Annotated in this window: 18 protein-coding genes; 16 read left to right on the forward strand and 2 right to left on the reverse strand. The window is 55.5% G+C overall.

Going from position 1 to position 22212, the window contains the following annotated elements; translation table 11 throughout:
• The first annotated feature begins 81 nt into the window (after window positions 1-81).
• The 16 genes from AC5V87_RS27685 (at window position 82) to AC5V87_RS27760 (ending at window position 20467) form a co-directional block, all read left to right on the forward strand.
• Window positions 82-1344, forward strand: a complete 1263-nt coding sequence (locus AC5V87_RS27685) for a glycosyltransferase (RefSeq protein ID WP_495368318.1) — start codon at window positions 82-84, stop codon at window positions 1342-1344.
• A 23-nt stretch (window positions 1345-1367) separates the two neighbouring features.
• On the forward strand, window positions 1368-1673 hold the full coding sequence (locus tag AC5V87_RS27690; RefSeq protein ID WP_495368319.1) for a hypothetical protein: 306 nt from the start codon (window positions 1368-1370) through the stop codon (window positions 1671-1673).
• On the forward strand, window positions 1670-2917 hold the full coding sequence (locus AC5V87_RS27695) for a glycosyltransferase (RefSeq protein ID WP_495368320.1): 1248 nt from the start codon (window positions 1670-1672) through the stop codon (window positions 2915-2917). The genes AC5V87_RS27690 and AC5V87_RS27695 overlap by 4 nt, the downstream gene beginning before the upstream one ends.
• Window positions 2914-4122, forward strand: a complete 1209-nt coding sequence (locus AC5V87_RS27700) for a glycosyltransferase family protein (protein ID WP_495368321.1) — start codon at window positions 2914-2916, stop codon at window positions 4120-4122. Before AC5V87_RS27695 ends, AC5V87_RS27700 begins: the two co-directional genes overlap by 4 nt.
• Before the next feature lie 87 nt (window positions 4123-4209).
• The gene (locus AC5V87_RS27705; protein WP_495368322.1) at window positions 4210-5073 is read left to right on the forward strand and encodes a dTDP-4-dehydrorhamnose reductase family protein; all 864 of its coding nucleotides are present in this window, start codon (window positions 4210-4212) and stop codon (window positions 5071-5073) included.
• Between the two features lie 59 nt (window positions 5074-5132).
• Complete coding sequence (locus AC5V87_RS27710; protein ID WP_495368323.1) at window positions 5133-6167, forward strand: polysaccharide biosynthesis protein; 1035 nt, start codon at window positions 5133-5135, stop codon at window positions 6165-6167.
• Between the two features lie 519 nt (window positions 6168-6686).
• Window positions 6687-7640 (forward strand): glycosyltransferase, encoded by a 954-nt coding sequence (locus AC5V87_RS27715; protein ID WP_495368324.1) that lies wholly within the window; start codon window positions 6687-6689, stop codon window positions 7638-7640.
• Entirely contained in the window at window positions 7637-8971 is a 1335-nt protein-coding gene (locus tag AC5V87_RS27720; RefSeq protein WP_495368325.1) for a class I SAM-dependent methyltransferase, read from the forward strand. The genes AC5V87_RS27715 and AC5V87_RS27720 overlap by 4 nt, the downstream gene beginning before the upstream one ends.
• The gene (locus AC5V87_RS27725; RefSeq protein ID WP_495368326.1) at window positions 8968-9909 is read left to right on the forward strand and encodes an ABC transporter permease; all 942 of its coding nucleotides are present in this window, start codon (window positions 8968-8970) and stop codon (window positions 9907-9909) included. The genes AC5V87_RS27720 and AC5V87_RS27725 overlap by 4 nt, the downstream gene beginning before the upstream one ends.
• Window positions 9906-11147: an ABC transporter ATP-binding protein gene (locus AC5V87_RS27730; RefSeq protein WP_495368327.1), complete on the forward strand. Its 1242-nt coding sequence runs from the start codon at window positions 9906-9908 to the stop codon at window positions 11145-11147. Before AC5V87_RS27725 ends, AC5V87_RS27730 begins: the two co-directional genes overlap by 4 nt.
• Before the next feature lie 34 nt (window positions 11148-11181).
• On the forward strand, window positions 11182-11952 hold the full coding sequence (locus AC5V87_RS27735) for a TylF/MycF/NovP-related O-methyltransferase (protein ID WP_495368328.1): 771 nt from the start codon (window positions 11182-11184) through the stop codon (window positions 11950-11952).
• 112 nt (window positions 11953-12064) lie between these two features.
• Entirely contained in the window at window positions 12065-13957 is a 1893-nt protein-coding gene (gene asnB / locus AC5V87_RS27740; RefSeq protein ID WP_495368329.1) for an asparagine synthase (glutamine-hydrolyzing), read from the forward strand.
• Between the two features lie 128 nt (window positions 13958-14085).
• Entirely contained in the window at window positions 14086-17169 is a 3084-nt protein-coding gene (locus AC5V87_RS27745; RefSeq protein WP_495368330.1) for a glycosyltransferase, read from the forward strand.
• A complete protein-coding gene (locus AC5V87_RS27750) occupies window positions 17162-18346 on the forward strand; it encodes a class I SAM-dependent methyltransferase (protein WP_495368331.1) in 1185 nt (394 codons plus the stop codon). Before AC5V87_RS27745 ends, AC5V87_RS27750 begins: the two co-directional genes overlap by 8 nt.
• 57 nt (window positions 18347-18403) lie before the next feature.
• Window positions 18404-19084, forward strand: a complete 681-nt coding sequence (locus AC5V87_RS27755) for a class I SAM-dependent methyltransferase (protein ID WP_495368332.1) — start codon at window positions 18404-18406, stop codon at window positions 19082-19084.
• 157 nt (window positions 19085-19241) lie between these two features.
• A protein-coding gene (locus AC5V87_RS27760) for an IS3 family transposase (RefSeq protein WP_495368333.1) occupies window positions 19242-20467 on the forward strand; the annotation gives its coding sequence in 2 pieces (ribosomal slippage) (window positions 19242-19578 and window positions 19578-20467; 1227 coding nt in all).
• Window positions 20468-20671: 204 nt separating this feature from the next.
• Here the strand turns inward: AC5V87_RS27760 and AC5V87_RS27765 are convergent.
• Together AC5V87_RS27765 and AC5V87_RS27770 are read right to left on the reverse strand one after the other, a co-directional pair.
• Complete coding sequence (locus AC5V87_RS27765; protein WP_495368334.1) at window positions 20672-21403, reverse strand: class I SAM-dependent methyltransferase; 732 nt, start codon at window positions 21401-21403, stop codon at window positions 20672-20674.
• Complete coding sequence (locus tag AC5V87_RS27770) at window positions 21403-21873, reverse strand: Wzt carbohydrate-binding domain-containing protein (protein ID WP_495368335.1); 471 nt, start codon at window positions 21871-21873, stop codon at window positions 21403-21405. The genes AC5V87_RS27765 and AC5V87_RS27770 overlap by 1 nt, the downstream gene beginning before the upstream one ends.
• Between the last annotated feature and the right edge of the window lie 339 nt (window positions 21874-22212).

The raw sequence follows: 22212 nt of genomic DNA on the forward strand, positions 1-22212 counted from the left end.
ATCGCAAGCGATTGACAAAAATTGCTATCTTCCGGCCCCGAGAATCGGTAGCACGATTGCCTCCAAAGCCTCGGACTAGCAATGAATCTGGTTTCAACACAAGAAACGGCAAGACCCGAATACTGGGAACCTGCCAGCCCGCTCCGGCTTGCCATCGTAACGACGGCTGCACCGCCGTCGGCAAACGGCCAGGCACGCGTGTTGGGCCAGATTACAACGCCAGAGATGTTCGCGCCGCCAATATTCCTGACCGATCAGATGAACATTATCGAAGTCGATCAGGCGCACCGTGGCCTCCATTTCGAACTGTCGCCGCCTCGGTTCCAATTCACCACGCGCCGTTGGGGAAGGCTGGCAGTCAAGCTGAACCATGGCGGAGGCCTTGCAAGCACCGTCGCGATCAGGGCCGGTGAAATCGTGCGGACCCTGCAGAAAAACCAAGTCGACATTATCATCGGCTGCAGCGGCAATCCGTTCGACCTGCCTGCGAGTTATCTAGCTGCGCGGCGTCTCAATATCCCTTTCGTTGCGTATCTTTTCGACGACCCAGTCTATCAGTGGGAACGTGGCTCATATCGCAGCCTCTCGCGCCTCTCCGAACGGCTGTGGAGTCGCGGTGCAGCCACTTTGATTGCTCCAAATGAAGTGCTGGCGAGGGACATAGAAAAACGCTTGCCCCGTCGTAACGTTCAGATTGTCAGAAATCCGGTCGGGTCGGATGTCGCTCCGGCAGTCGATGAATTTCCCACCGAACGCTCCAGCGACGATGCCTCAGTATGGCGGCTGCTCTATACTGGTTCGGTTTATTCCGCACAAGCGAGCTCATTTCGCAATTTAGTGGTGGCGCTTGGTAACCTGCAGGGCCGCTTTGTGATCGACATATATACCGGGCAATACGGTTCGGATCTTGTTTCCAAGGACCTTGCGAGTCCCCACGCGATCATACACCCGCAGGCAAGCCACGCGACCGCGATCACGCTGCAGAAATCTGCCGATATCTTGTTCCTGCCTCTGGCATTCGATTCACCCATTCCCGAAGTGATCCGATCTTCGGCCCCCGCCAAGCTAGGAGAATATTTGGCATCGGGGCGCCCCATTCTGGTTCACGCGCCAGCCGGATCGTTTGTCACGGAATTGATACGCGACGCCGAGGCCGGTGTAGTCGTGGATACGCCGGATCCGCAGCAGCTGGCCGGAGCGCTCCTCAGGATCGCGAGCGACCACATGTTGCGGAAACGTATTGTCGCGAACGCTTCGGTCTTAGCGTGTCAGTTCAGTGTCAAGCGAGCCCGCGACGACTTCCTCGCGATTATGACGTCAGTCGTCAAGCTACGCCGCCAATGACCGTGCCTCTCGAGATTCTTCACGTGGCGATCCACACCAGTGTGCGCTTGAACCCACGGATCGACCAGGCAGCGCGCCTGAACTTCGATCATTATTTTATTCCACTCGTTGGACGTCTGGCACGTCGCAAGCTCGCAAAGGTGATACTTCACGTTCAACTCCTCAGTGAAAAACCTCCTCAACGAGGGCTACTACGCGAAGCGGCGATCCTCGCCTCGGGTATAATCAGATCGCGTTGGACAATTGATGCCTTTATGTCAGCGAAGCGCGTCTGTCATGAACAGACGTTCGACCATGCAAAATGCGTCGATTTAAGTGTGTTGCAATGAAGGTTCTCCAGGTCAATTCGTCCGACGTCATTGGCAGCCGCTTTAACGGCTTCGACATTCGTGGCCTGCTTGCCGATGAAGGGATTCGGTCCCAACATCTGGTTTGGAACAAGATCAGCAAGGACTCTGCATCAAGCCGTTTTTTCGACCTATTTGGCAGTCGATTCGCCATGCAGTTATTGGCACGGCTCGAGCGTTTTTTCTCGATTCATTCTCGGCTCCAGTGGCAATCCTTTTTACTTCCACTGCATCGCGAATTTCGGGAAGCCGATGTGGTCCATTATCATATTCTGCACGATGGTTATTTTAGCCTCGACGCGCTTCCTATGCTCAGTCGCCTAAAACCAACGATCTGGACTTTGCACGATCAATGGCCGCTCACCGGACATTGCATCTATCCGCTTGGTTGCGAGCGCTGGCGCGGAGGATGCGGCGCTTGCCCGCGGCTCGATCTTCCGTTCGCGATGCATCGAGATCGGACGGCGCAAGAATTCAAATGGAAGGCGAGTATTCTGCAGCGGATGAAGGTGGAGCTGGTCGTCGCCTCGGATTCGATGCGCCGCATGGTGGAGCAATCGCCCGTCACGCGCGATAAGCCGCTACACGTGATTCCGTTCGGCATCAATCTGCAGAAGTTCGTGCCCGGTGACGTTGCCGCTGCGCGTGAACGATTGGGCATCTTGCCCAACCGTGTTGTAATCGGCGTCAGATCTTTTCCGTTAAGTCCCTATAAGGGTTTCGATCATTTCGTTAGCGCGCTGCGGCGGCTCACAGCGATCGGCGTTCCCCTTGCCGTCGTGACCACGCACGCTCGAGGCCAACTTAACGAGTTCATCGGCAGGCACCAGATCATCGATCTGGGATGGATACACGATGAAGACCTCATGCTGGATACGTATCGAGCCGCGGATTTGTTCGTGATGCCTTCGGTGAGCGAGGCCTTTGGAATGATGGCTATCGAGGCTATGGCATGCGGCAAGCCGGTGATCGTATTCGACGGGACGTCCCTGCCCGATGTTACCCGCGCCCCAACCATAGGCCTGGCAGTTCCTAATGGAAATGACGAGGCACTCGCCAGGGCAATCCGATTCCTTGTCGAGAACAAGGACGAGCGCCTGAGACGCGGGGTCGCAGGACGCGAGCTCGCGGAGCGACTCTACGACGAGCGAGAGTTCGCCCGGCGTCTGTCGGAACTGTATGGGTCGGTGGCGAGCCATCGGACAAGCCGAGCGGACCGAGAATGAAGACACTCCTACTCACCGACATCCCACCATCCAGCAATCTCACCGCGGGGATTGTCACCGCACAAATGTGCCGCTTCGTGCCCCCGGGAGAGCTGGCGATCTTCTGCGTTCTAAATCGACATCTTCGGCCCGATCCCTATCCGGATCTTGTCAAGATTCCAACCCAGATGGTTCAAAAGCCCGACGAATTCAATCGGCGCATCCCAAACCTATTTCCGCTAGATCGAGCCAAGATAATAGCGACCGAGGCCTTCAGGCGCTATGCCAAGTCACCTGCCTTGATCCGGCAAGCGATCGAATACGGCCGGCAGCAAGGCGTGACTTCGCTGTGGGCCGTGCTACAGGGACAAACAATGGTGCGGATGGCGGGTGCCGTCGCCAAGGGCTTAGACATACCATTGAGAGCTCAGGTATGGGATCCATTGGGCTGGTGGTTACAGGCCCATGGTGTCGATCGACTTAATCGCAGGATCGATCTGGCGAAATTCGACGAGACAATGCGCCAGGCGGAGACCTGCGCAACCGCTTCCTGGGCGATGGCCCGCGAATATGCGCAGAAGTATGGCACAGCATGCCATGTGGTGATTGCCTCGTTGGACGATGCTCTTGCGCACCAGCCGCAACCGGCGCTGCGAACGGGGAATGAACTGGCAATCGGGATGATCGGACAATTCTACGCCGAGCCGGAGTGGCGCAATTTGATGATGGCGCTGGATTATGCGGGTTGGCACGTAGGCGGGCGCAAAGTTGTCGTTCGCATTGCCGGACACGCGCGGCCGGAGATGCAGATTGCCCCCTCGGCCAACATCGAATTTCTCGGCTGGATGGCCCAGAGCGAGCTCGTCGATTTCCTCTCCAGGACGTGTGATATTCTCTATTGCCCCTACCCGTTCTCGCCCGAGATGGAGGAGGTGGCGCGGCTCAGCTTTCCGTCAAAAATCCCGACCTATCTGGCCGCCGGTCGACCCATCCTGTTTCATGGTCCCGCCTACGCGTCGCCGGCGCACTATCTCCACGATCGCGGCGCAGGCCTGGTCTGCCGCGCGGCAGATCCAGCGGCCGTTTATGACGGCCTAACTCGCCTCGTCGAAGATTCTAACCTCTATGCTCGACTTGTGATAGCTTCCCACGCCGCCTTCCTTGCGGATTTCACATTGCGCAGCATGCAAAAGAGCGTGCTGAGATTTCTTGGTTATCCAGACTGAGGATGTGTCTGACCGGGCACCAATTACCGCCGGGATTGGACTTCCCCCCCAAATTGGTGCAGAGACGGACAAAACTAGGCTTGCCGCATGACAAAAATCCTAATTGTTGGAGTTTCCGGAATGCTTGGAAGCTCTGCTTATCGCCTCTTTGCGTCCTCACCGGGAATCAGCGTCACAGGCACCGCGCGATCGCTTCGCGGCCTGGACGAGCTTCCTTGCCATCGCAACGCGACTATCGTGGGAGGCATTGACGCCACCGATACCGACGGGGTCATCCGGGTCCTCGCTCAGGAAAAGCCTGATGTCGTCATCAACTGCGTCGGAATCATCAAGCAATTGGCTGCGTCGAAGGAGGCGCTGACGTCGATTACTATAAACTCGTTGTTCCCCCACCGTTTGGCTGAGCTCTGCGCGGTAGCAAATGCGCGCCTTATCCAGATTTCGACAGATTGTGTATTCTCCGGGGACCGGGGTGGCTATCGCGAAAGCGATCACCCCGATGCGCAAGATCTTTATGGGCGTTCAAAGCTGCTCGGCGAGGTCATCAACTACCCTCGCGCCATTACGCTCCGCACATCGATCATTGGCCATGAAATGGGTCGTTGTGTCTCGCTGATCGATTGGTTTCTTCACCAGCCGGGTCCTACGGTATCCGGCTATCGACGGGCGATTTACACCGGATTTCCGACGGTCGAACTCGCCCGGGTCATAAGAGATTTGGTCATTCCCAATCCAACCCTTAGCGGCCTGTGGCACGTGGCGTCGCAGCCCATCAGCAAGTTCGAACTCCTCAAGATTGTCGGAGAAATCTACGGCAAGCGGATTGAAATCATTCCGGACGACTCCGTCACGATTGACCGATCGCTCGACGGCTCGCGCTTCAATGCGGCTACCGGATATTCCGCACCGTCCTGGCGCGAACTCGTGAGCCAGATGCATGCCGCACGTTAATCGCGAGATGCATTTTCGAAGACGGCTTTTTTTCGCATTCTCGAGATAGAGCAACCCTCATGATGGCTGGAACCATGGACTTGAAAGACAAAGTACTCCTCATTACCGGAGGAACAGGTTCGTTCGGCAACGCAGTTTTGAAGCGCTTCCTCAATGAGCAGGTGCGCGAGATACGCATCTTCAGTCGCGATGAAAAAAAGCAAGAAGATATGCGGATCGAACTGAAGAACGACAAGGTTAAGTTCTACATCGGCGACGTCCGCGAGCCGTCCAGCATTGCGACCGCCATGATGGGTGTGGATCTCGTTTTTCATGCTGCCGCGTTGAAGCAGGTGCCTTCATGCGAATTTTATCCACTCGAAGCGGTACGGACCAACATCCTAGGCGCTGAAAACGTCCTGGACGCCGCCCTGCGATGTCACGTTGAACGTGTAGTCGTCCTATCTACGGACAAGGCTGTTTACCCGATCAACGCCATGGGCATGAGCAAGGCGTTGATGGAAAAGCTGACAGTCGCCAAGGCGCGACTACTGAACGGGAGGACCGTGCTGTGTGCCACCCGTTATGGCAACGTGATGGCCTCGCGCGGGTCCGTCATTCCTCTCTTTGTGTCCCAGGTGAAGGCCAATCAACCTATCACCGTCACTGACCCGAAAATGACCCGTTTCCTGATGTCACTCGAAGAATCGGTCGATCTTGTGCTTTTTGCTTACGCAAACGGCAAACAGGGAGACATTCTTGTTCAAAAATCACCAGCTTGCACCGTCGAAACTCTGGCGAAAGCCGTGATGGCGGTCCTTGAACGCGAGGTTCCGATCCAAGTGATCGGAACGAGACACGGCGAAAAGAAATACGAATCGCTCGTGTCCCGCGAGGAGATGGCGAGGGCGGAAGATTTGGGGCGCTTTTATCGTATCCCAGCCGACGATCGTGACCTTAATTACAATAAGTATTTCGTCGAGGGCGAGCAGAGCATTTCTAAGATGGACGATTACACGTCCGACAACACCGAACTTCTCGACGTCAAGCAAACAAGAGACGTGCTTCTTAAGCTGGATTATATAACACATGAACTTAATTCACATAAGACATGATGTTGTTTACGTCTCCAACGGTGCGAGCGGCGAGCTATCTCGGGAACTGTCGTTCGTACGCCGGCCCGCTGGCGGATTGACGCTCAATTAGACAGACCGGCCGCACCAGATGATGAGTGACCTTGACCTGACCTACGCTTTCTTGGAGCATGCGCGGTTGCTCGCTCCAGTTGGAAACTGCGAGTAGTCGTGATGCGGCAATCTCCCGATGCTTCGATGTTCGAAGCGGACGATCACCCCAATGGACCACGGGTCCTCTTTGTCGGATGGCCAGAAAGCTCCCACACCCACTCGTGGATCGATCTGCTCCGGGGCTCACCGATCAACACCCGACTGTTCGCGCTGCCATCGGCTATTCCTCCGGCGGACTGGCGCGTCCGAACATATGTGACCATTAATGTTCCCGAGATGCTAGATCCTGCATTTCGAAAGCCACCAACAATGATACGACCGGCACCGCGGAGGCTGGAATTCCTCCGTAAGCCTGCACCGCTAATTCCAGTTTCCGTTGAACGTCAATTGGCTGATGCCATCCTACGCTGGCGCCCCCACGTTGTACACAGCCTTGGCATAGATGCGGCGTCCTACCTGATGGATCGAACTCGCAAGCTTCATCCCGAAATCCAGGGGATCGGGCGATGGGTGGTACAGGTGCGTGGCGGGCCGGACCTCGCTCTTCACCAGCACGATCCAGACCATCGGCCGCGAATCGAAAGCATCTTTGCCCAATGCGATCACCTTATTGCCGATAACTCTATCAACTACGAAGATGCCATCAAACTTGGGCTGGACAAAAGCAAAGCCCAATCGCCGGGTCTCGGCGTTGTCTCGGGACCGGGTGGGCTCGACGTTGCGGCGTTGCGTGCGACCTGGTCGCTTCCACCTTCGAAAAGACCGCGAACCATATTATGGCCCAAGACATATGAGACGATTTCTGCAAAAGCACTACCTGTCTTCGAGGCCATCCGGCTCGCATGGGACCGGATCGCGCCGGTGAAATTCGAGATGCTCTGGCTCGTCCAGAGCGACGTCAAAATCTGGTTCGAGAAGACAATGCCGGACCACATCAAGGCGTCCTGCAATCTGCATGGTCGAATCAGTCGCGAACAGGTCCTCGCAATGCTGCCAGACGCTCGGGTAATGCTCGCGCCGTCACTGACCGATGGAATTCCCAACTCCATGATGGAAGCGATGGCCTTGGGTGCTTTTCCGATCGTTTCGCCGCTCGACACTATTACTCCGGTCGTCAAAAATGAAGAGAATGTTCTGTTTGCCAAAAACCTATATCCTGAGGAGATTGCAGCTGCTTTAGTCAGGGCGATGCAGGATGATGTTCTCGTAGATCGGGCAGCGGCGCGCAACGTGGACCGCGTCGATCAACTTGCCAATCGCTCGCGCGTCCGGAATGCGGTCATCGCCTATTACTTGGACCTTGCAGGAATGGAGGCACGCGTGTCCTCCGTGAAGCCATGATCAGTCCTGCAAAAGACGAAAGCGCCGGTTCCGCCGCCTGTTGTCCAGCATGCGGAACGGACACCTTCGGCGCGACGAAGGAAGTCGTCGATATCGACCGCATGATGACGCGCTGGTCTAACAACGGCGTCGTTTTCGATGCTGATACCCTCAATCACTATAGCAGCGAAAAGCTTGGTCCCATCCGTCTGTATCAGTGTAAGTCCTGCGGCTTTGGCCAGTACTTACCGATCGTCGTCGGTGACTCCGGCTTTTATGCCGCCGTAGGAAGTGTGGAGTATTACACCGAAGAAAAATGGGAATTTTCCCGTTCGCTCCAGATGATTCGCAAAGAGGGCGCGCGCTCGGTGATCGATGTGGGCTGTGGATCTGGCCTCTTCTTGAACCAGCTGCGCGACGCCATGCCGTCCATTAAGGCGACAGGTCTCGAAATCAATGAACTAGCTGCCGCGCAAGCTCGGTCACGTGGTCATCGCGTTGAAGTCCTCGATTGGAGCAGCGACGATTTCACATTCGACAGCCTTCCACACGCGGATGTCGTGGTGTGCCACCAGGTTCTCGAACATGTCAGAGATCCCTTTCGACTCCTGAAGGCAATCCGAGCCATGCTGACCGACAAAGGGCTCGCGATCATATCAACTCCCGACAGCGCCGGACTTGTCGGAACGCAGGTCGACGCGTTAACCGAGCAGCCACCTCACCACGTCACGAAATGGACGGAGCAGTCATTCCGGGCCGCCTTGCCGCTGGCCGGATTTCATTCAGTCAATGCCTATTTCGAGCCGCTCCCCAAGGTCTTGTGGCCGGGGTACCTACCGAAAGTCTGGGAGGCGAATGGCTGGCCCGCCCTACTGGGCCGCACCGCCGCCGGTCTAGGCAATCTGGATAGCGAGGGAATCAATTGGGTTGCAGATGTTTTGGAGGAAAGAGGTATACCCTATATCTATGGGGTTGGCGGCCACACAATCATGATGACGGCACGTCCGTTCGCGGCCGAGGCGGTGCCGCACGAGGAGGGCGTAGCGGCGGACCGCCGCAACCGTCTGGCGTGGCTGTCTCGGCTGTCAGATCAAATAGCCAATTGGCGGGATAGCAAGCGCATCGCAGCCCGCAAAAAGACTTTCGATCGCGCCCTCAAGAGCCTTATTGCTTCGGCAGAAGAAATCGACACAGCAAAGGCTGAGATGGCCGATCGCAATAGCAACAACTCCAGCCCTGACGGCCCACTTCATCTTACCACCGTAAAACTGGAAATACTGGCTGCGATCGTATTAACGGTGAACAGCCATTACGAGACAATGACCCGATATTACGAAAGAAGACGCTCTTGAACAGCCGGAACATTCAGAGCAAACAGGGCAAACCTAAAGTAATCGATCGCAGTTATCACAATAGACGGCGTCCTTGCCTGGACCAGGAGTTGATCTTGTTAGCTGCGCGATCCCCCTTTTCTCCGTGGTGGCATTCCAGTCTGACCTTGCTGCGGAGCGCGTCTCGAAATCGCCGACTCATCTTTGAACTCGCAAAGCGTGAATTGCTCGATCGTTACGCGGGCCAGCTCTTCGGAACTGCCTGGGCTATTTTGCATCCAGCTTTGACAGTCCTCGTTTTCCTGTTCTTGTTTGGCGAAGTACTGAAGTTGAAGCTGGAGGGCAACAATCTTCCGGTCAACAACGACTTCACGACATATCTTCTGTCGGGTCTGTTGCCCTGGCTGGTGATACAGGAAGTCGTGACGCGAAGCTCGAGCCTGATCGTCAGCAATGCCCCTCTAGTCAAGCAGGTAGCGTTTCCGCTCGATGTGCTGCCAATCAAAATGATTCCGTCTGCGTTTGTGATCCTGATGGTCGGGATTAGCCTGCTGGCTCTCTATACCGGGCTATTCGTCGGGCCACTGCACTGGACCTATCTACTCCTGCCGTATCTCCTTGTCTTGCTTGCGCTCCTTTGCATCGGGATCGCTCTGTTTCTCGCATCGCTCGGGGTCTTCCTGCGCGACCTAAAGGACATCGTGCAGGTCTTCGCGTTCGTGGGAATTTACGTGTCGCCTATCTTCTACACGCTGGACACCGTGCCCGGAAAATTGCGCATACTGGTGCTGATGAATCCGTTCACATCGACCGTGCTTACTTTCCAGGACGCCCTGTTCTATGGAGCAATCAATCATCCCTGGGCCTGGCCCATATCCGCATTGCTGTCGCTCCTGGCATTTGTGGTTGGCGCGCGGGTGTTCTCCTCGACCCAACACTATTTCGGTAGTTATCTGTGAATAATCCCGCAATCTCAATCCGTAACCTTTCCAAGGTCTACAAGATCTATCAGCGCCCCGCGGATATTTTGCGAGAGTTGCTAACACGCACGAAACATCACAGAGAGTTCTGGGCGCTGCGCGACGTTTCACTCGATGTGAACCGCGGTGAAGTGGTCGGAGTGATCGGGCGCAATGGAGCCGGCAAAACGACCTTGCTCCGCATCATTGCCGGAACGCTAGATGCCAATGCCGGCACCGTGGATGTTGAAGGCAAAGTGTCGGCGATCATGGCGCTTGGAACCGGCTTCAACATGGATCTGACCGGCCGCGAGAACATTCTCATCGGAGGCCTGGTGCAGGGGCTCACCCACGAGCAGGTCGACGCCAAGACCCAGGAAATCATCGATTTTTCCGGACTGGCTGATTTTATCGACCAGCCCTGCAAGACCTATTCGAGCGGCATGATTGCCCGCCTCGCCTTCTCAGTTGCCTCGAGCATAGACCCCGATATCTTGATCGTGGACGAAGCCCTCGCGACGGGAGACATGGTTTTCAACGTCAAAAGTTACGCTCGCATGCGGCGCATTGCTCGCAGCGGCGCTACCGTGTTGCTGGTCACCCACAGCCTTGCTCAAATCTATGAACTGTGTGATCGCGCGATCCTGATCGAGCACGGACGCGTTGCGATGATAGGCGAACCCCGCGTCGTCGGGCAGTCCTACGAGGATATGCTGCACAAGGAGATGGAAGCTGCAGCAGCGACAACGGCGCCGTCCACGTCCCCGGGGCAAACCTTGAATGCTCCTCCCGTCGAAGAGGGCGGCTTCGCCATTGAATCCGTCGAGTTTACCGATCAGGCCGGCCGGCCGGTGCGTGGACTCTCCTCCGGCGGGGTCTACCGTATTGCCGTTAGTGGCAGAGCGAGGGGTCCTCTGAAGGGCGTCAGCCTTGGCTACATCATACGAACGCAGATGGGCACAGGCATTTACGGCACATCGAGCGGTGACCAAGGTCGTTTTCTCGACTTGGACATCGGAGAGCGCGCTCAAGCATTGTTTGACTTTAGATGCGAGCTTGGCGCGGGAAGCTATTATCTGACGATCACGACGGCCGCGGGAAACGACGTTCGTAGCCGATTTGCAACGGCTGACACTATGGATTTGGCAAACGCCGTATTCTTTGATGTTGCCGCCGGACGACTATTCGCGGGGATTGTGGATCTCAAAAGTGAATTCCTTCCTGAAAGTACAAAATGAGACGCTTACTAACCATAACTAGGGCGAACACCTTATGATCTTCAAGCGCAAAGTTCCGTGGCATCGCGCCGGATCGCCTTATTCCTCGGAAATGAACTTGAAGCAGGAACTCGAACAGCTTCGTGAAGAGGTTTTCGCGCTGCGGAAGCAAGTCGCGAATCTGGAACAGCGTTTTGCCACCTATCATCGAGAGCGCTTCAACTGCATCGACAAGCTTGCGGACTATCTGGTTGGCGCACAGCTTCCGGGCGGCTATTTCGAATTTGGTGTCTCGCAGGGCGTCACATTCTCCTATGCGATGCGAACGATGCAGGGACTGTTCCCGCACATGCAATTTGTTGCGTTGGATTCGTTTGAAGGACTCCCCACGCCCAGGGGACAAGACGCCCTGCATGGATACACGAGCGGGTTCAAGGCCGGGGAATTCGCCTGCACACCGGAGACGTTTCTGAGCAATGTCGCGTCAGCGGGAGGGGACATCAAAAGGGTAAAGATCGTCAAAGGCTGGTTTGATCAGTCCCTTGCAAAAGGCGATCAGCGGACAGCTGAGCTTGGCAAAGTTGCTGCGGCTTGGATCGATTGTGACCTTTATGAATCCACCATTCCAGTTCTGGACTTCCTTACTGATCGACTGAGTATCGGAACTGTTCTATTATTTGATGACTGGCGTTGCTTTCGAAATCTGCCTGATCGTGGCGAGCAGCGAGCCTGTCGGGAATGGCTCGAGCGCAATCCTCAGATAGCCCTTCGCGAGTTCGTCGATTTCGGCTTTCACGGCGTCTCGTTTACGGTCGAGCGGTGCTAACCCCCATAGCACTACGCGGTCAATATCGCTAACACCCTCCTAACCCGGTCTTGGAAAAATGTGCGGAATTGCTGGAGTCTTTGGGGTCTCGGATCAGCCGACTGTTCAGCTTATGGTTGCTTCGATGCGCCACCGCGGCCCTGATGATCAGGGCACGTACGCTGGCGACAGGGTCACCTTAGGCCACGCGAGACTTTCGATCATCGATTTGACCGCAACTGGTCATCAGCCAATGTTTAATACAGCTGGCACGATCGGAATTTGCTTTAATGGCGAAATTTACAATTACCTCGAAGAGCGCCAGAGACTAATCAAGGATGGGTGGCAATTTCGCTCGACCTCAGACACCGAAGTATTGCTTGCCCTATACGAACGCGAGGGCGACGCGTTTCTGTCCCGACTTCGGGGCATCTTCGCCTTCGCGATCTATGACGCCCGCCTGGGACGAGGTCGCGAACGGCTGCTGCTCGCGCGCGATCAGTTTGGAATCAAACCGCTGATCTATGCCGAAACCCCTCGAGGACTGATATTCGCCTCCGAACTTAAAGCTGTCCTGGCGAGTGGCTATGTAGAGCGTAGAATCGATCGGGATGCACTACGTACGTTGCTGACTTTCGGCTCTGTCACCCAGCCTCGCACTCTTATTGAGGGCGTTTGTCAATTGCCAGCGGCGCATAAGTTGGTGGAGGACGAAACCGGTCGCCGCATCTCTTCTTATTGGTCGTTCGGCGTCGACCGTGTCGCAGGCTTGCGTAGCAGCCCCTATCCCGTGATCAGGGAATACGTTCGGGATGCTATTGTACAATCGGTCGAAATGCAGATGGTTGCCGACGTGAAAGTTGGAGCATTTTTGAGCGGCGGCGTCGATTCCTCGCTGATTGTGGCACTTATGGCCAGACATACCGGCGCGCGCATCGAAACCTACTCAGTTGGCTTCGAATCCGACGCCAAAGCGGAAGACGAGACTGAAGATGCCGCGGAGATTGCCGACCTCCTGAACACGAACCATACGAGGATCGTGGTCGGTGGGGACCAAGCAGCCGAGCACCTCCGGCGATTCGTTGTCGGACTCGATCAACCGTCCGTTGATGGAATGAACAGCTATTTCGTTTCCCACTGGACTGGACAGAAGGTAAAGGTCGCCCTGTCCGGCACCGGTGGTGACGAGCTATTCGCTGGCTATCCGTGGTTCGCAGGGATGATTCCCGACTTTGACAATCGATCGGGCCGAACAGAAAATGTCGCTCCCAGCATTTTCAAGCGTCTTAAAGCTTTGCTAGGGGCGAATCCACTCGTGACAGCAAACAGCTTCCCCCGCGACGTATCGGAATTTCTGGAAAACTACGGTCGTCTATATCACTGCTTCGGCCCGACAACAGCGGCAGGGCTACTCTCAATCACGCCTGGGAAATCAATGGCGTCGGATCTATTGCCTCTTGACGAACTGCCGTTAGCAGAGGTTCTCGATCGCGTTGGCGCGCTCTGTCTGAATGGATACACGCGCAATCAATTGTTGCGAGACATCGACACTACATCGATGACCAGTTCCCTTGAAGTTCGTGTTCCATTTCTTGATCCTGTCATCGCAGATATCGCTTTCTCGCTGCCCCGGGACGCCAAGCTCAAACCTCACGGCGCGCCCCTTGCCGCATCGGCGAGCTATAATGAGAGCGGTGTCAAACGCGTTCTAACCGACGTGGCGCGTGAATTTCTCCCCCCTGACTTTTTCTCCCGCCGCGGCAAACGCGGGTTTAGCCTTCCATTCGCCGACTGGCTGAGAGGGCCCTTGCGGCCGGTACTTGACGATACGCTGTCACTGGAAACGGTGCGGCGCCGAGGCCTGTTCGACCCTTTGGTGGTGAACGACATTAGGCAACAGTTCATTGCCGGAAACCAGGCTTGGAACGGACCATGGCTTTTGATGATCCTGGAACTCTGGATGCGTGAAGTATTCGACCGCGTAGGCCCGTACCGTTTGCCAAGCCTTGGTCGATATCCGGCCTGAAGATCTCCCCTGGCGGGAAGAGAGAGATTCAAGGCTTTATAGCTGGTAAAATCCACTATTACTCGCGAACTCCCATCCTCTTCCGCTTCGGAAGATCGCCCGAGTAATTCTTTTGGAAGAAGTGCGCCATGGCGGCTCCTACATTCAGCATCATCATCCCAACTTATAACCAATCTCAATATTTAGGCGCCTGTCTGGATAGTATCATTGCCCAGACGGACGGCGACTGGGAAGCTATCGTCATTAACGACGGCTCGACGGACGGCACGGCGGAACTTGCAACTGCCTATGCATGTCGTGATCGGCGCATCCGCGTGTCGCACAAGTTGAACGGCGGTGTCGCAAGCGCACTCAACGAAGGCTTGCGTCAAGCTCGCGGTCGCTGGATTCACTGGCTCTCGTCCGACGATTTTTTCGATCCTCAGAAACTGGAGATCAATCGCAAGGCGATTTCTGATTTTCCAGATTGCAAGTTCTTCTTTTCCTATTTTCGGCTCCTTAGGGAGTCAACGCGGGAGGTTTGCGACCATGCGCTATGGGGACCACTTCCGGATCGCGAACTGCAAATTCCAACTCTGTTTTTTCGTAACTACATCAGCGGCATCACGATATGCATCGAGCGCTCGGCGTGGCTGAAAATTGGCTACTTTGATGAGTCGCTGCGCTACGCTCAAGACTATGACATGTGGCTGCGTCTTCTGGCGAGCTATCCCGCGCGCTTCATCGATCAATGGACCGTCACTAATCGCAACCACGCCTTACAGGGATCGGAGGTCTTCCCCCAAGCGTGCTACTACGATACGGCCAAGGCGGCGATACTTTTCCTCAATCAGAAATCCTTCGAATCACTCTTCCCACTCCTGGACCTCTCGGATCCGACGCAGGCGATCCGGGCGCTCGAGTATTCTCTCTCGATTACCGCGGATCAGTCGGCATTTTTATACGCTCTGGGTTGGCATTCGGCACTGGTCTGGCGCGTGATAGAATGGATCGCCGAAACCGAACGGCGAGACGCCTCTCTGGGCAAGCGGCTTAGAACAAAGGCGAGATGGATCTGTCGGAATAACGCCCGTCGTCTGGGCCAATCCAGCGCCTCATTCATCTGGAAGACCATGCGAGTCGCGCTCGCAAGCAAGGGTATTCAAACGACCTATCGGGCGCTTGATCCGGTCGCTATCGCAGTGGACCAATATTTTGAACTCCTGTCGGCATCCGATCCTGCCGCGCTTCCTCTTGCTGAATATTTGAACCAGTTTCACGGCTTGGGCCTGTCGAGTGCACGCTTCGCTGAAAAAAGGGGCGATGAGATTGCTCTAGTTGTCCACGGCAAAGGGTCCGCCCAGGATTTGCTTGACTTAGTGCGACCTCTTGTTCGTACGCTGACGGAGCTTGGATGGCGCACCGTCATTTTCCTCGAAGGGAGTTCGGCTTATTGGCTCGACGGCGCGACCCCTGTAATCGTCGAATCTGGGCAACGTATCCGTCATTTGGCACTTCAGTTCCGTCATAGATGCGCACTGTCCTCCGACATCGTAAATGCGCAATTCGCGCCCAAGTATCTCACACTGCCTTTGAATACGGTCGAGCACTCCGAAGTAACCGCTAACATCATTACCTGCCTGGTCACGGCCTTTCCGAGCGAGCTCCAAAGGATCCAGGAATCGAGTTCGGGTTCTATTCCGCTCGTGTTCTTGACACGAGCACTCTATGGCGGAGGGGCTGAACGAGCGCTTTACGATCTCGTTCACGCACTTGTTGATCCTCGTTTCAATATTACGATCATCCCGATATTTGAAGCGGCGCATACGCCCGAGTTCTCTAACGGGCTCGTGGCCCAGTCATTCGAGGAGGCTCTATCGCGAACGACGACCAAATCAGGGGAACCGGACGTCGTTCGCCCCTCCGCGCCGGTTACTCCACTGCCCGCGTCGATCGTAACGCTCGCTCGCAGGCTGTCCCCACGTCAGCTTCATTATATTAAATCAAGCCGGCTTTACTCACCAGCCGTTCTCGCCTTGCGAACGATTGCGTCAATCTACCGTACGCTGCGCTACGGCAGACGACAAAATCAGCGTAGCGATTATCCTCCCGAAGGATCCCAAGAACATGTGGCGGCTGAGACGAAAAACGCTACGCCCGCGCGGCAATCTCAGTATGCTAGACTGCACCAGTATAGCCGTATAGCCGATTATGTGGCGGACCTTGTGCGGCCACTTGGCCACCGAGCGATACTGATTTCGGTCATGGAAGAGGCAACCATCGTGGCCTGGCTGACATCACTCCGCCAACCGCTTCGTTATTTGGCGTGGCTTCACACCGTTGAAAGTGTCTATTTGGACCAACTATTCCCCAACAAAGATGAGCGCAGTGTTCATAATGTCCTGCTACACACAGCGGTGGCGCGCTCAGAAAAGTGCGTTTTTCCATCCCGCGGCTGCTGCGATGACCTTATCTCGTTGTTTGGCCTGCCGGCGGACCGCTTCCAAACCATTTACAATCCGATCAATTTGTCGGCCGCGGTAAAGTTCAAGCTGGAAGCACCCGAAAAACCTTTAAATTTCGATCCGGCAGTGCCACTCATCGTAAGTCTCGGCCGGCTTTCGCCTGAAAAAGGCCACGACCATCTACTCAAGGCGCTGCACCTATTGCGTCAACGGCGCAAAGACTTTTTATGCCTCATCATCGGAGAGGGCGAGTGTGATAAAGAAATTGCGGCCATGATTGAGCAATACGATCTGGGGGAAAACGTCAACTTGCTGGGCGCGGTGAAGAATCCTTTTCCCTATCTCGCTAGAGCTAGGAGTTTGGTTTTGACTTCCAAATTCGAGTCGTTCTCCCTGGTTTTGATTGAGGCGATGGCGAGTGGCGTCATACCCATTTCCTTCGACTGCCCAACGGGTCCGAGAGAAGTTCTGGATCAAGGCCGGGTGGGAATTTTGGTTCCTCCCGGCGATGAACGCGGCTTAGCAGATACCATCGAAGAGGTGCTGTGGTCAGGTCAGAACAACGACCGACTACTTGCGAACGCGGCAGACTGGATTAGGACTTTTGACGTTGCAACTGTGAGTTCGCAATGGGAGCGTCTGCTCAAAGATGTCTACGCGAAGGGTCCCCAATCGACGTTTGAGCGCCGACAAATCGACCCGTCCCTCGAGCACGATCTACGACATGACGAAGAATCTGATCGATTAAAGGCATCGCATCATGGCTGATCACGACGGCAAGCTTCCTGCGTTCATCAGGAGAGGTCAAGATGAAATATTGCGGCGTCTTATTAGGGTTGCAAAGCGACTAGTCGGGCCGGCTATTCGACGGGGGCTCGCGCAAAGCCACCAGATTGCGGCTCCCACCACCGCCCAACCGGGCGATAAGAGGATGCTGGCGCGGATGGCAGAGCTGGCCGGCTCGGATCTGGCTAAGCGATATCCTAACGTCGCTCCTGACGATGCGGTGGCACTCGAGTTGGCGCGCTTAATTGCGCCGAAACTCGCCGCCATGCCGGGCAATCCCGCTCACGATGTCTTCTATGAGAACGGATTCCATCTGCTACGCAAACATTTTTATCTTCCGATTCCTGACGACAGTGATCGACTCGATGCTTTTTGGACGACGCCCAGTCAAATGGTCGGGGTCGAAACAAACGTCGAGTCGCAGCTCGCGCTAATGAAGGATATATTTCCCCGCTATCTCGCGGAATTTCGGTCGCGCTTTCCGATCGCCCAACCGAAAGTGCATGGCGACTTTTTTCTGCTCAATGGGAGCTACATGGCGGTAGATGCCCATGTTTACTATTCACTGATACGCGAGACCAACCCGCGTCGCATCGTCGAGATCGGAACCGGATACTCGACGCTTCTTGCCTGCCAGGCGGCATTGCTTAACAACCAAGAGCTTGGTCGAATGCCGTTGATAACCGCAATCGATCCCTACCCTTGGGACATCTTCAGGAATGGCCTCGCCGGCCTGAACGAAGTGGTGGCTAAGAAGGTTCAAGACGTTCCTTTGGACGTTTTTACCTCGCTGAGAGCTGGAGACATTCTCTTCATCGACTCCACCCATGCGCTCCGCTCAGGTAGTGACGTACAATATGAGTTTCTTGAGATCTTGCCGCGACTTGCTCCCGGCGTGCTTGTGCACGTGCACGATATCAGCCTCCCATTGCCATATCCGAAAGTTTATTACGACACACAGACTTACTGGAATGAGCAGTATCTACTTCAGGCATTTCTGGCGTACAATTCCCGTTTTGAGATTGTGTGGGCGGGAAATTACATGCTGCTAAATCACCGCGATGCAGTGATCGAAACGTTTCCTGAATTCAACTTGATGCGGGAGAAGTGGACTTCTTCCGAACCCACCGCATTTTGGATGCGATCGAAACAAATATAATCGTGTCGAAGCAATCGCGCTTCCTTTGGAAAGGCGTACTGTCAGGGAGGGCGTGCCGTGAAGATAACATACCAATCCCTCCAGCCGGAGCTCGATCGGGTACGCTTGTATTCTAAATCAGTGGATTGCTCTTCATGGACGTCTGATGATTATCAGCGAGACGTCCTACGTTTTCTCGTCGAGAATTCGGGCGAAACTCAGTACCGTTCCATTGTGGAAGTCGGCTGTTTTCGAGGAGGACTCACAGTCCAGCTCGCCACGGTCTGCAAGGCTTTTAGATTGCGCCTTCATACCATGGATGTTTGGGATGCCGCAGTTGATATCACGCGCCAACACCTCAGCGCCCTCGGCTTGACAGACGTTGCGACCGTCCATCACAGCAACCTATCTCAATTCACGCACGTCGAAGTCGAAACGCCTATACTTCTGGCAATCCTCGATGGTGACCACCTTTATCAGGCAGTTCGACAAGACATCGCAGATATCTACAGACTACCGTCACTGCCTTTTGCTGGCGCATTTCACGACTACAGCCTCAGGCATCCGACCATCGACGAAAGGGTAAGTGACGCGATAGCTGACAGCTTCGGCCTGAATGTCAATATCAGACTAATCGGCGCGCAGATGACCGCCAACGGTCCCTACCCTACGATCGACCGCCCTCAGCCCGATGGACACTATTGGGCGACGCCGGGCTCCGAGGGCGCAATCGTGGTGCTGCCGCACCGGTTGATTTGATCATATCAGCAACAACCAAAGCAACGCGGCCGCCCGCATCCGCCATCGACCATCGACAGCCCAAACGAGGCACGTATTGCCGACGTGAACTGCTCCCTGTTTTGACCGGACACCGGCGTTAGCCGGAGGAGCTAGGCATAGTCCTAGGCATACGCCTATGTCCGAGACGTTTTCGAAGGTGGAAGTCATCACCGGCGTTGCCCGCCGGCGACGGTTTACGACGGAGCAGAAGCTCTTGGTCGTCAATGAGACGCTGCAACCGGGCATGTCGATCAGCTATGTTGCCCGTCGCCATGGGCTCTCCCCGAGCCTGGTCTTCCGATGGAGACGGCTGATGAGCGAAGGGGGCAAGGAAGCGGTTCGGGCAGATGAGGATGTGGTCGCCGCATCCGAGGTCCGGCGGTTGGAGGAACGGGTTAGAGACCTCGAACGCCTGCTGGGCCGCAAGACCATGGAGGTCGAGATCCTCAAGGAGGCTCTTGATCTTGCACGGGTAAAAAAACCGACCTTGCTGTCGCGATCGCAAGCGCCGGAGGATACCCCGTGAAACGGATCGCAGAGACCCTCGGGGTGGCCCGCTCCAACCTGGTTGAGCGAGTTGATGGCAAGCGTCCGAAGCGCGGGCCCCAGATCCGCGCCGGGGATGTGGAACTCACGTCTGATATCCGGCGCCTGGTGGACGCCCGCCCGAGCTATGGCTACCGGCGGATCGCCGCGCTCCTCAAGCGCGCGCGGCGATCCGCCGGCCACGATCCCGTCAACGCCAAGCGCGTCTACCGGCTGATGAAGAAGGGCGGCTTGTTGCTGGCCCGGCATACAGGGCGCCGCATCCCGCGGGCCCATGATGGAACGATCATGACAAGCCACTCCAACGTGCGTTGGTGTTCGGACGCGCTGGAGTTCACCTGCTGGAATGGCGAGATCGTGCGGGTTGCCTTTGCCCTGGACAGCCATGACCGCGAGGTCATCAGCTGGGTGGCGACAACGGCCGGGATCTCCGGCGAGATGATCCGGGACATGATGGTCCACTGTGTCGAACGGCGGTTCGGTGACATGCGCGCTCCACGTAAGGTGCAATGGCTGAGCGACAATTGCTCGATCTTCGCCGCCTATCGCACCCTTGAGATTGCCGCGGCCTTGAACCTCGAGCCTTGCTTCACGCCGGTCGAAAGCCCCGAGAGCAACGGCATGGCCGAGGCGTTCGTGAAGACCTTCAAGCGCGACTATGTTCGCGTCAACCCGATCCCCGACGCGCGCACCGCGCTGCTGTGGATCGACCACTGGATGGAGGATTACAACTCAGAACACCCGCATTCCCGGCTGGGCTACCGCTCACCGCGGGAGTACATTGCATCTCTCAAACCAGCCGAGTGTCCGGTCTAACGGGGGCAACTCCACGACGGGATTCCGTTCCCGAAGCGTAAGCGTAGCTCTGAGGCCCATTTGATTGGCGCTTGACGTCAATTTTGAGCGGCCGTCACCGGACGCGTACCTAGTATCTGGATGTTAAGTTAAAGACGAGGCGTGCGCGCAAACCCAAACGAGAGAAATGTGCATTTCGGTTTACAGCAGAATGATCGTTTCGGATCAACCATTGTCAGCCAGAATGTTTGACCAGGGAGCCTTAACGTAAGGGCGATATTCACTGGTCATGACATTTTTTTGGTCTGTAAACATACTATCGGATGGATTCTTGAAATCCGCCCCAGTGCCCTTTGTCATAACTGCATAGAACAATACGTCTCGTGCATCGAACAATCGGAAGTTCTCAATCGTATACGGAACGCGCTTCGGGGTGAAATCGGCAGTCAGGAAGGCAAAGCTGATCTCGTATCCGTTGGCTTTTGCCAGTTCGGCGATAAACCGAGGATGATAGTTGTAAAATGCATGATTTACCAATCCTTGCGAAGGTAAGCAGTGGATCATTGTTCCGCCGGTCTTCGCGAGCCGATGCATGTTTCTGAACGCTGACGCTTGATCGAAACAATGTTCTAGGGTCCCCAGATTTGTCACCAAGTCAAATGTCCTTGCGAATCCGTAAGTAGAGGCGAGATCGAAGTTTAAGTCGAACGCATGAACGTTTACAGGGCCGCCGTTGATGTCGATAGCATCGTAGCTTGCGAAGCCCAAACGGCTATAAAGTTCGGCGGCCGTGTTAATAGGGCCGCCATTCTTGAAGCCAAAATCCGACAGTAGCCTCGCCACGGCGCCCGGGTCAGCTGAAACGTCCTGTGCACCAAGCTCCAACACGGTGGCATCAGCAGGGAGCTGAGATCTGATCTCCGCAAGAGTCGCGACGAACTCTAAGTTGATGCCCATTACTGCGCGCCAATCTTTTCAAACGAAATCAGATCGCTCTTCAGCTCCGCCAAGCCAGTATCCTTGTCTGAGACAACAACAAACGTTAAGGCATCGTGAACGAAGTCGCGCATGACGTAATTATGAATCTCATCATCGGGGGTGAGCACCTGGGCAGCGCCGGCTGAGAGATAATAAGTTCCAAGCCCCAACTCAGGCTTAAGTGTAAAACGACAAACTTTCGTTTCTCCGCCTTCGAAATTCAGCAGATGTCGTTGGATGGCTGAAGACGTTCCATAAACGGTTGTTCCATTGGCGAGTTTGATATTATATCCTATACTCATGTCCTTGACGGGTTCTGTGGCCGTAACCGTAATGGCGATCAAATATTCCTCGCCAGCATTCAGCCCCCGAACGCACTTCCCCGCAGAATCGATAATTTCGGTCGAGCGAATAGTCAGTCCCTGTGGGGGTGGAGTCTGGCTTGTCATCTGAATTCCTCTGGGAGGGGCAAATTAACATTTCGAACGGCGCTTTCAACCATGCTCCGGCCAGATGGGGCCGAGCTCGGCTTCGGCGCGGACGAGATCACGGCTTTGGAGCACAAGCAATGCTCGATTCATTGCGTCGCCGTACTTCCACTATCAGTTTATTTCATTTCTGCGTGGCGAGCCGTTGGCAATTCCTATACGTTGAACGATCGGCTTCTTCGCTTAGTTGAGCTGCCAGAATCGGCCCGTGCGATCCGGGATTTTGCGCGCTGCAGCATCACCTTGCCCAAATGGACAATCATCTACCGCAGCTTAGCGTTCTCGATGTCGGACGTCTTC

It is taken from the genome of Bradyrhizobium sp. SOJA106 (genome assembly GCF_059448745.1).

Bases quoted from the DNA above. Each gene is read 5' to 3' on its own strand.
- AC5V87_RS27685 (WP_495368318.1), top strand. From the start codon at position 82: ATGAATCTGGTTTCAACACAAGAAACGGCAAGACCCGAATACTGGGAA.
- AC5V87_RS27695 (WP_495368320.1), top strand. From the start codon at position 1,670: ATGAAGGTTCTCCAGGTCAATTCGTCCGACGTCATTGGCAGCCGCTTT.
- AC5V87_RS27700 (WP_495368321.1), top strand. From the start codon at position 2,914: ATGAAGACACTCCTACTCACCGACATCCCACCATCCAGCAATCTCACC.
- AC5V87_RS27705 (WP_495368322.1), top strand. From the start codon at position 4,210: ATGACAAAAATCCTAATTGTTGGAGTTTCCGGAATGCTTGGAAGCTCT.
- AC5V87_RS27710 (WP_495368323.1), top strand. From the start codon at position 5,133: ATGATGGCTGGAACCATGGACTTGAAAGACAAAGTACTCCTCATTACC.
- AC5V87_RS27720 (WP_495368325.1), top strand. From the start codon at position 7,637: ATGATCAGTCCTGCAAAAGACGAAAGCGCCGGTTCCGCCGCCTGTTGT.
- AC5V87_RS27735 (WP_495368328.1), top strand. From the start codon at position 11,182: ATGATCTTCAAGCGCAAAGTTCCGTGGCATCGCGCCGGATCGCCTTAT.
- asnB (WP_495368329.1), top strand. From the start codon at position 12,065: ATGGTTGCTTCGATGCGCCACCGCGGCCCTGATGATCAGGGCACGTAC.
- AC5V87_RS27745 (WP_495368330.1), top strand. From the start codon at position 14,086: ATGGCGGCTCCTACATTCAGCATCATCATCCCAACTTATAACCAATCT.
- AC5V87_RS27750 (WP_495368331.1), top strand. From the start codon at position 17,162: ATGGCTGATCACGACGGCAAGCTTCCTGCGTTCATCAGGAGAGGTCAA.
- AC5V87_RS27765 (WP_495368334.1), bottom strand. From the start codon at position 21,403: ATGGGCATCAACTTAGAGTTCGTCGCGACTCTTGCGGAGATCAGATCT.
- AC5V87_RS27770 (WP_495368335.1), bottom strand. From the start codon at position 21,873: ATGACAAGCCAGACTCCACCCCCACAGGGACTGACTATTCGCTCGACC.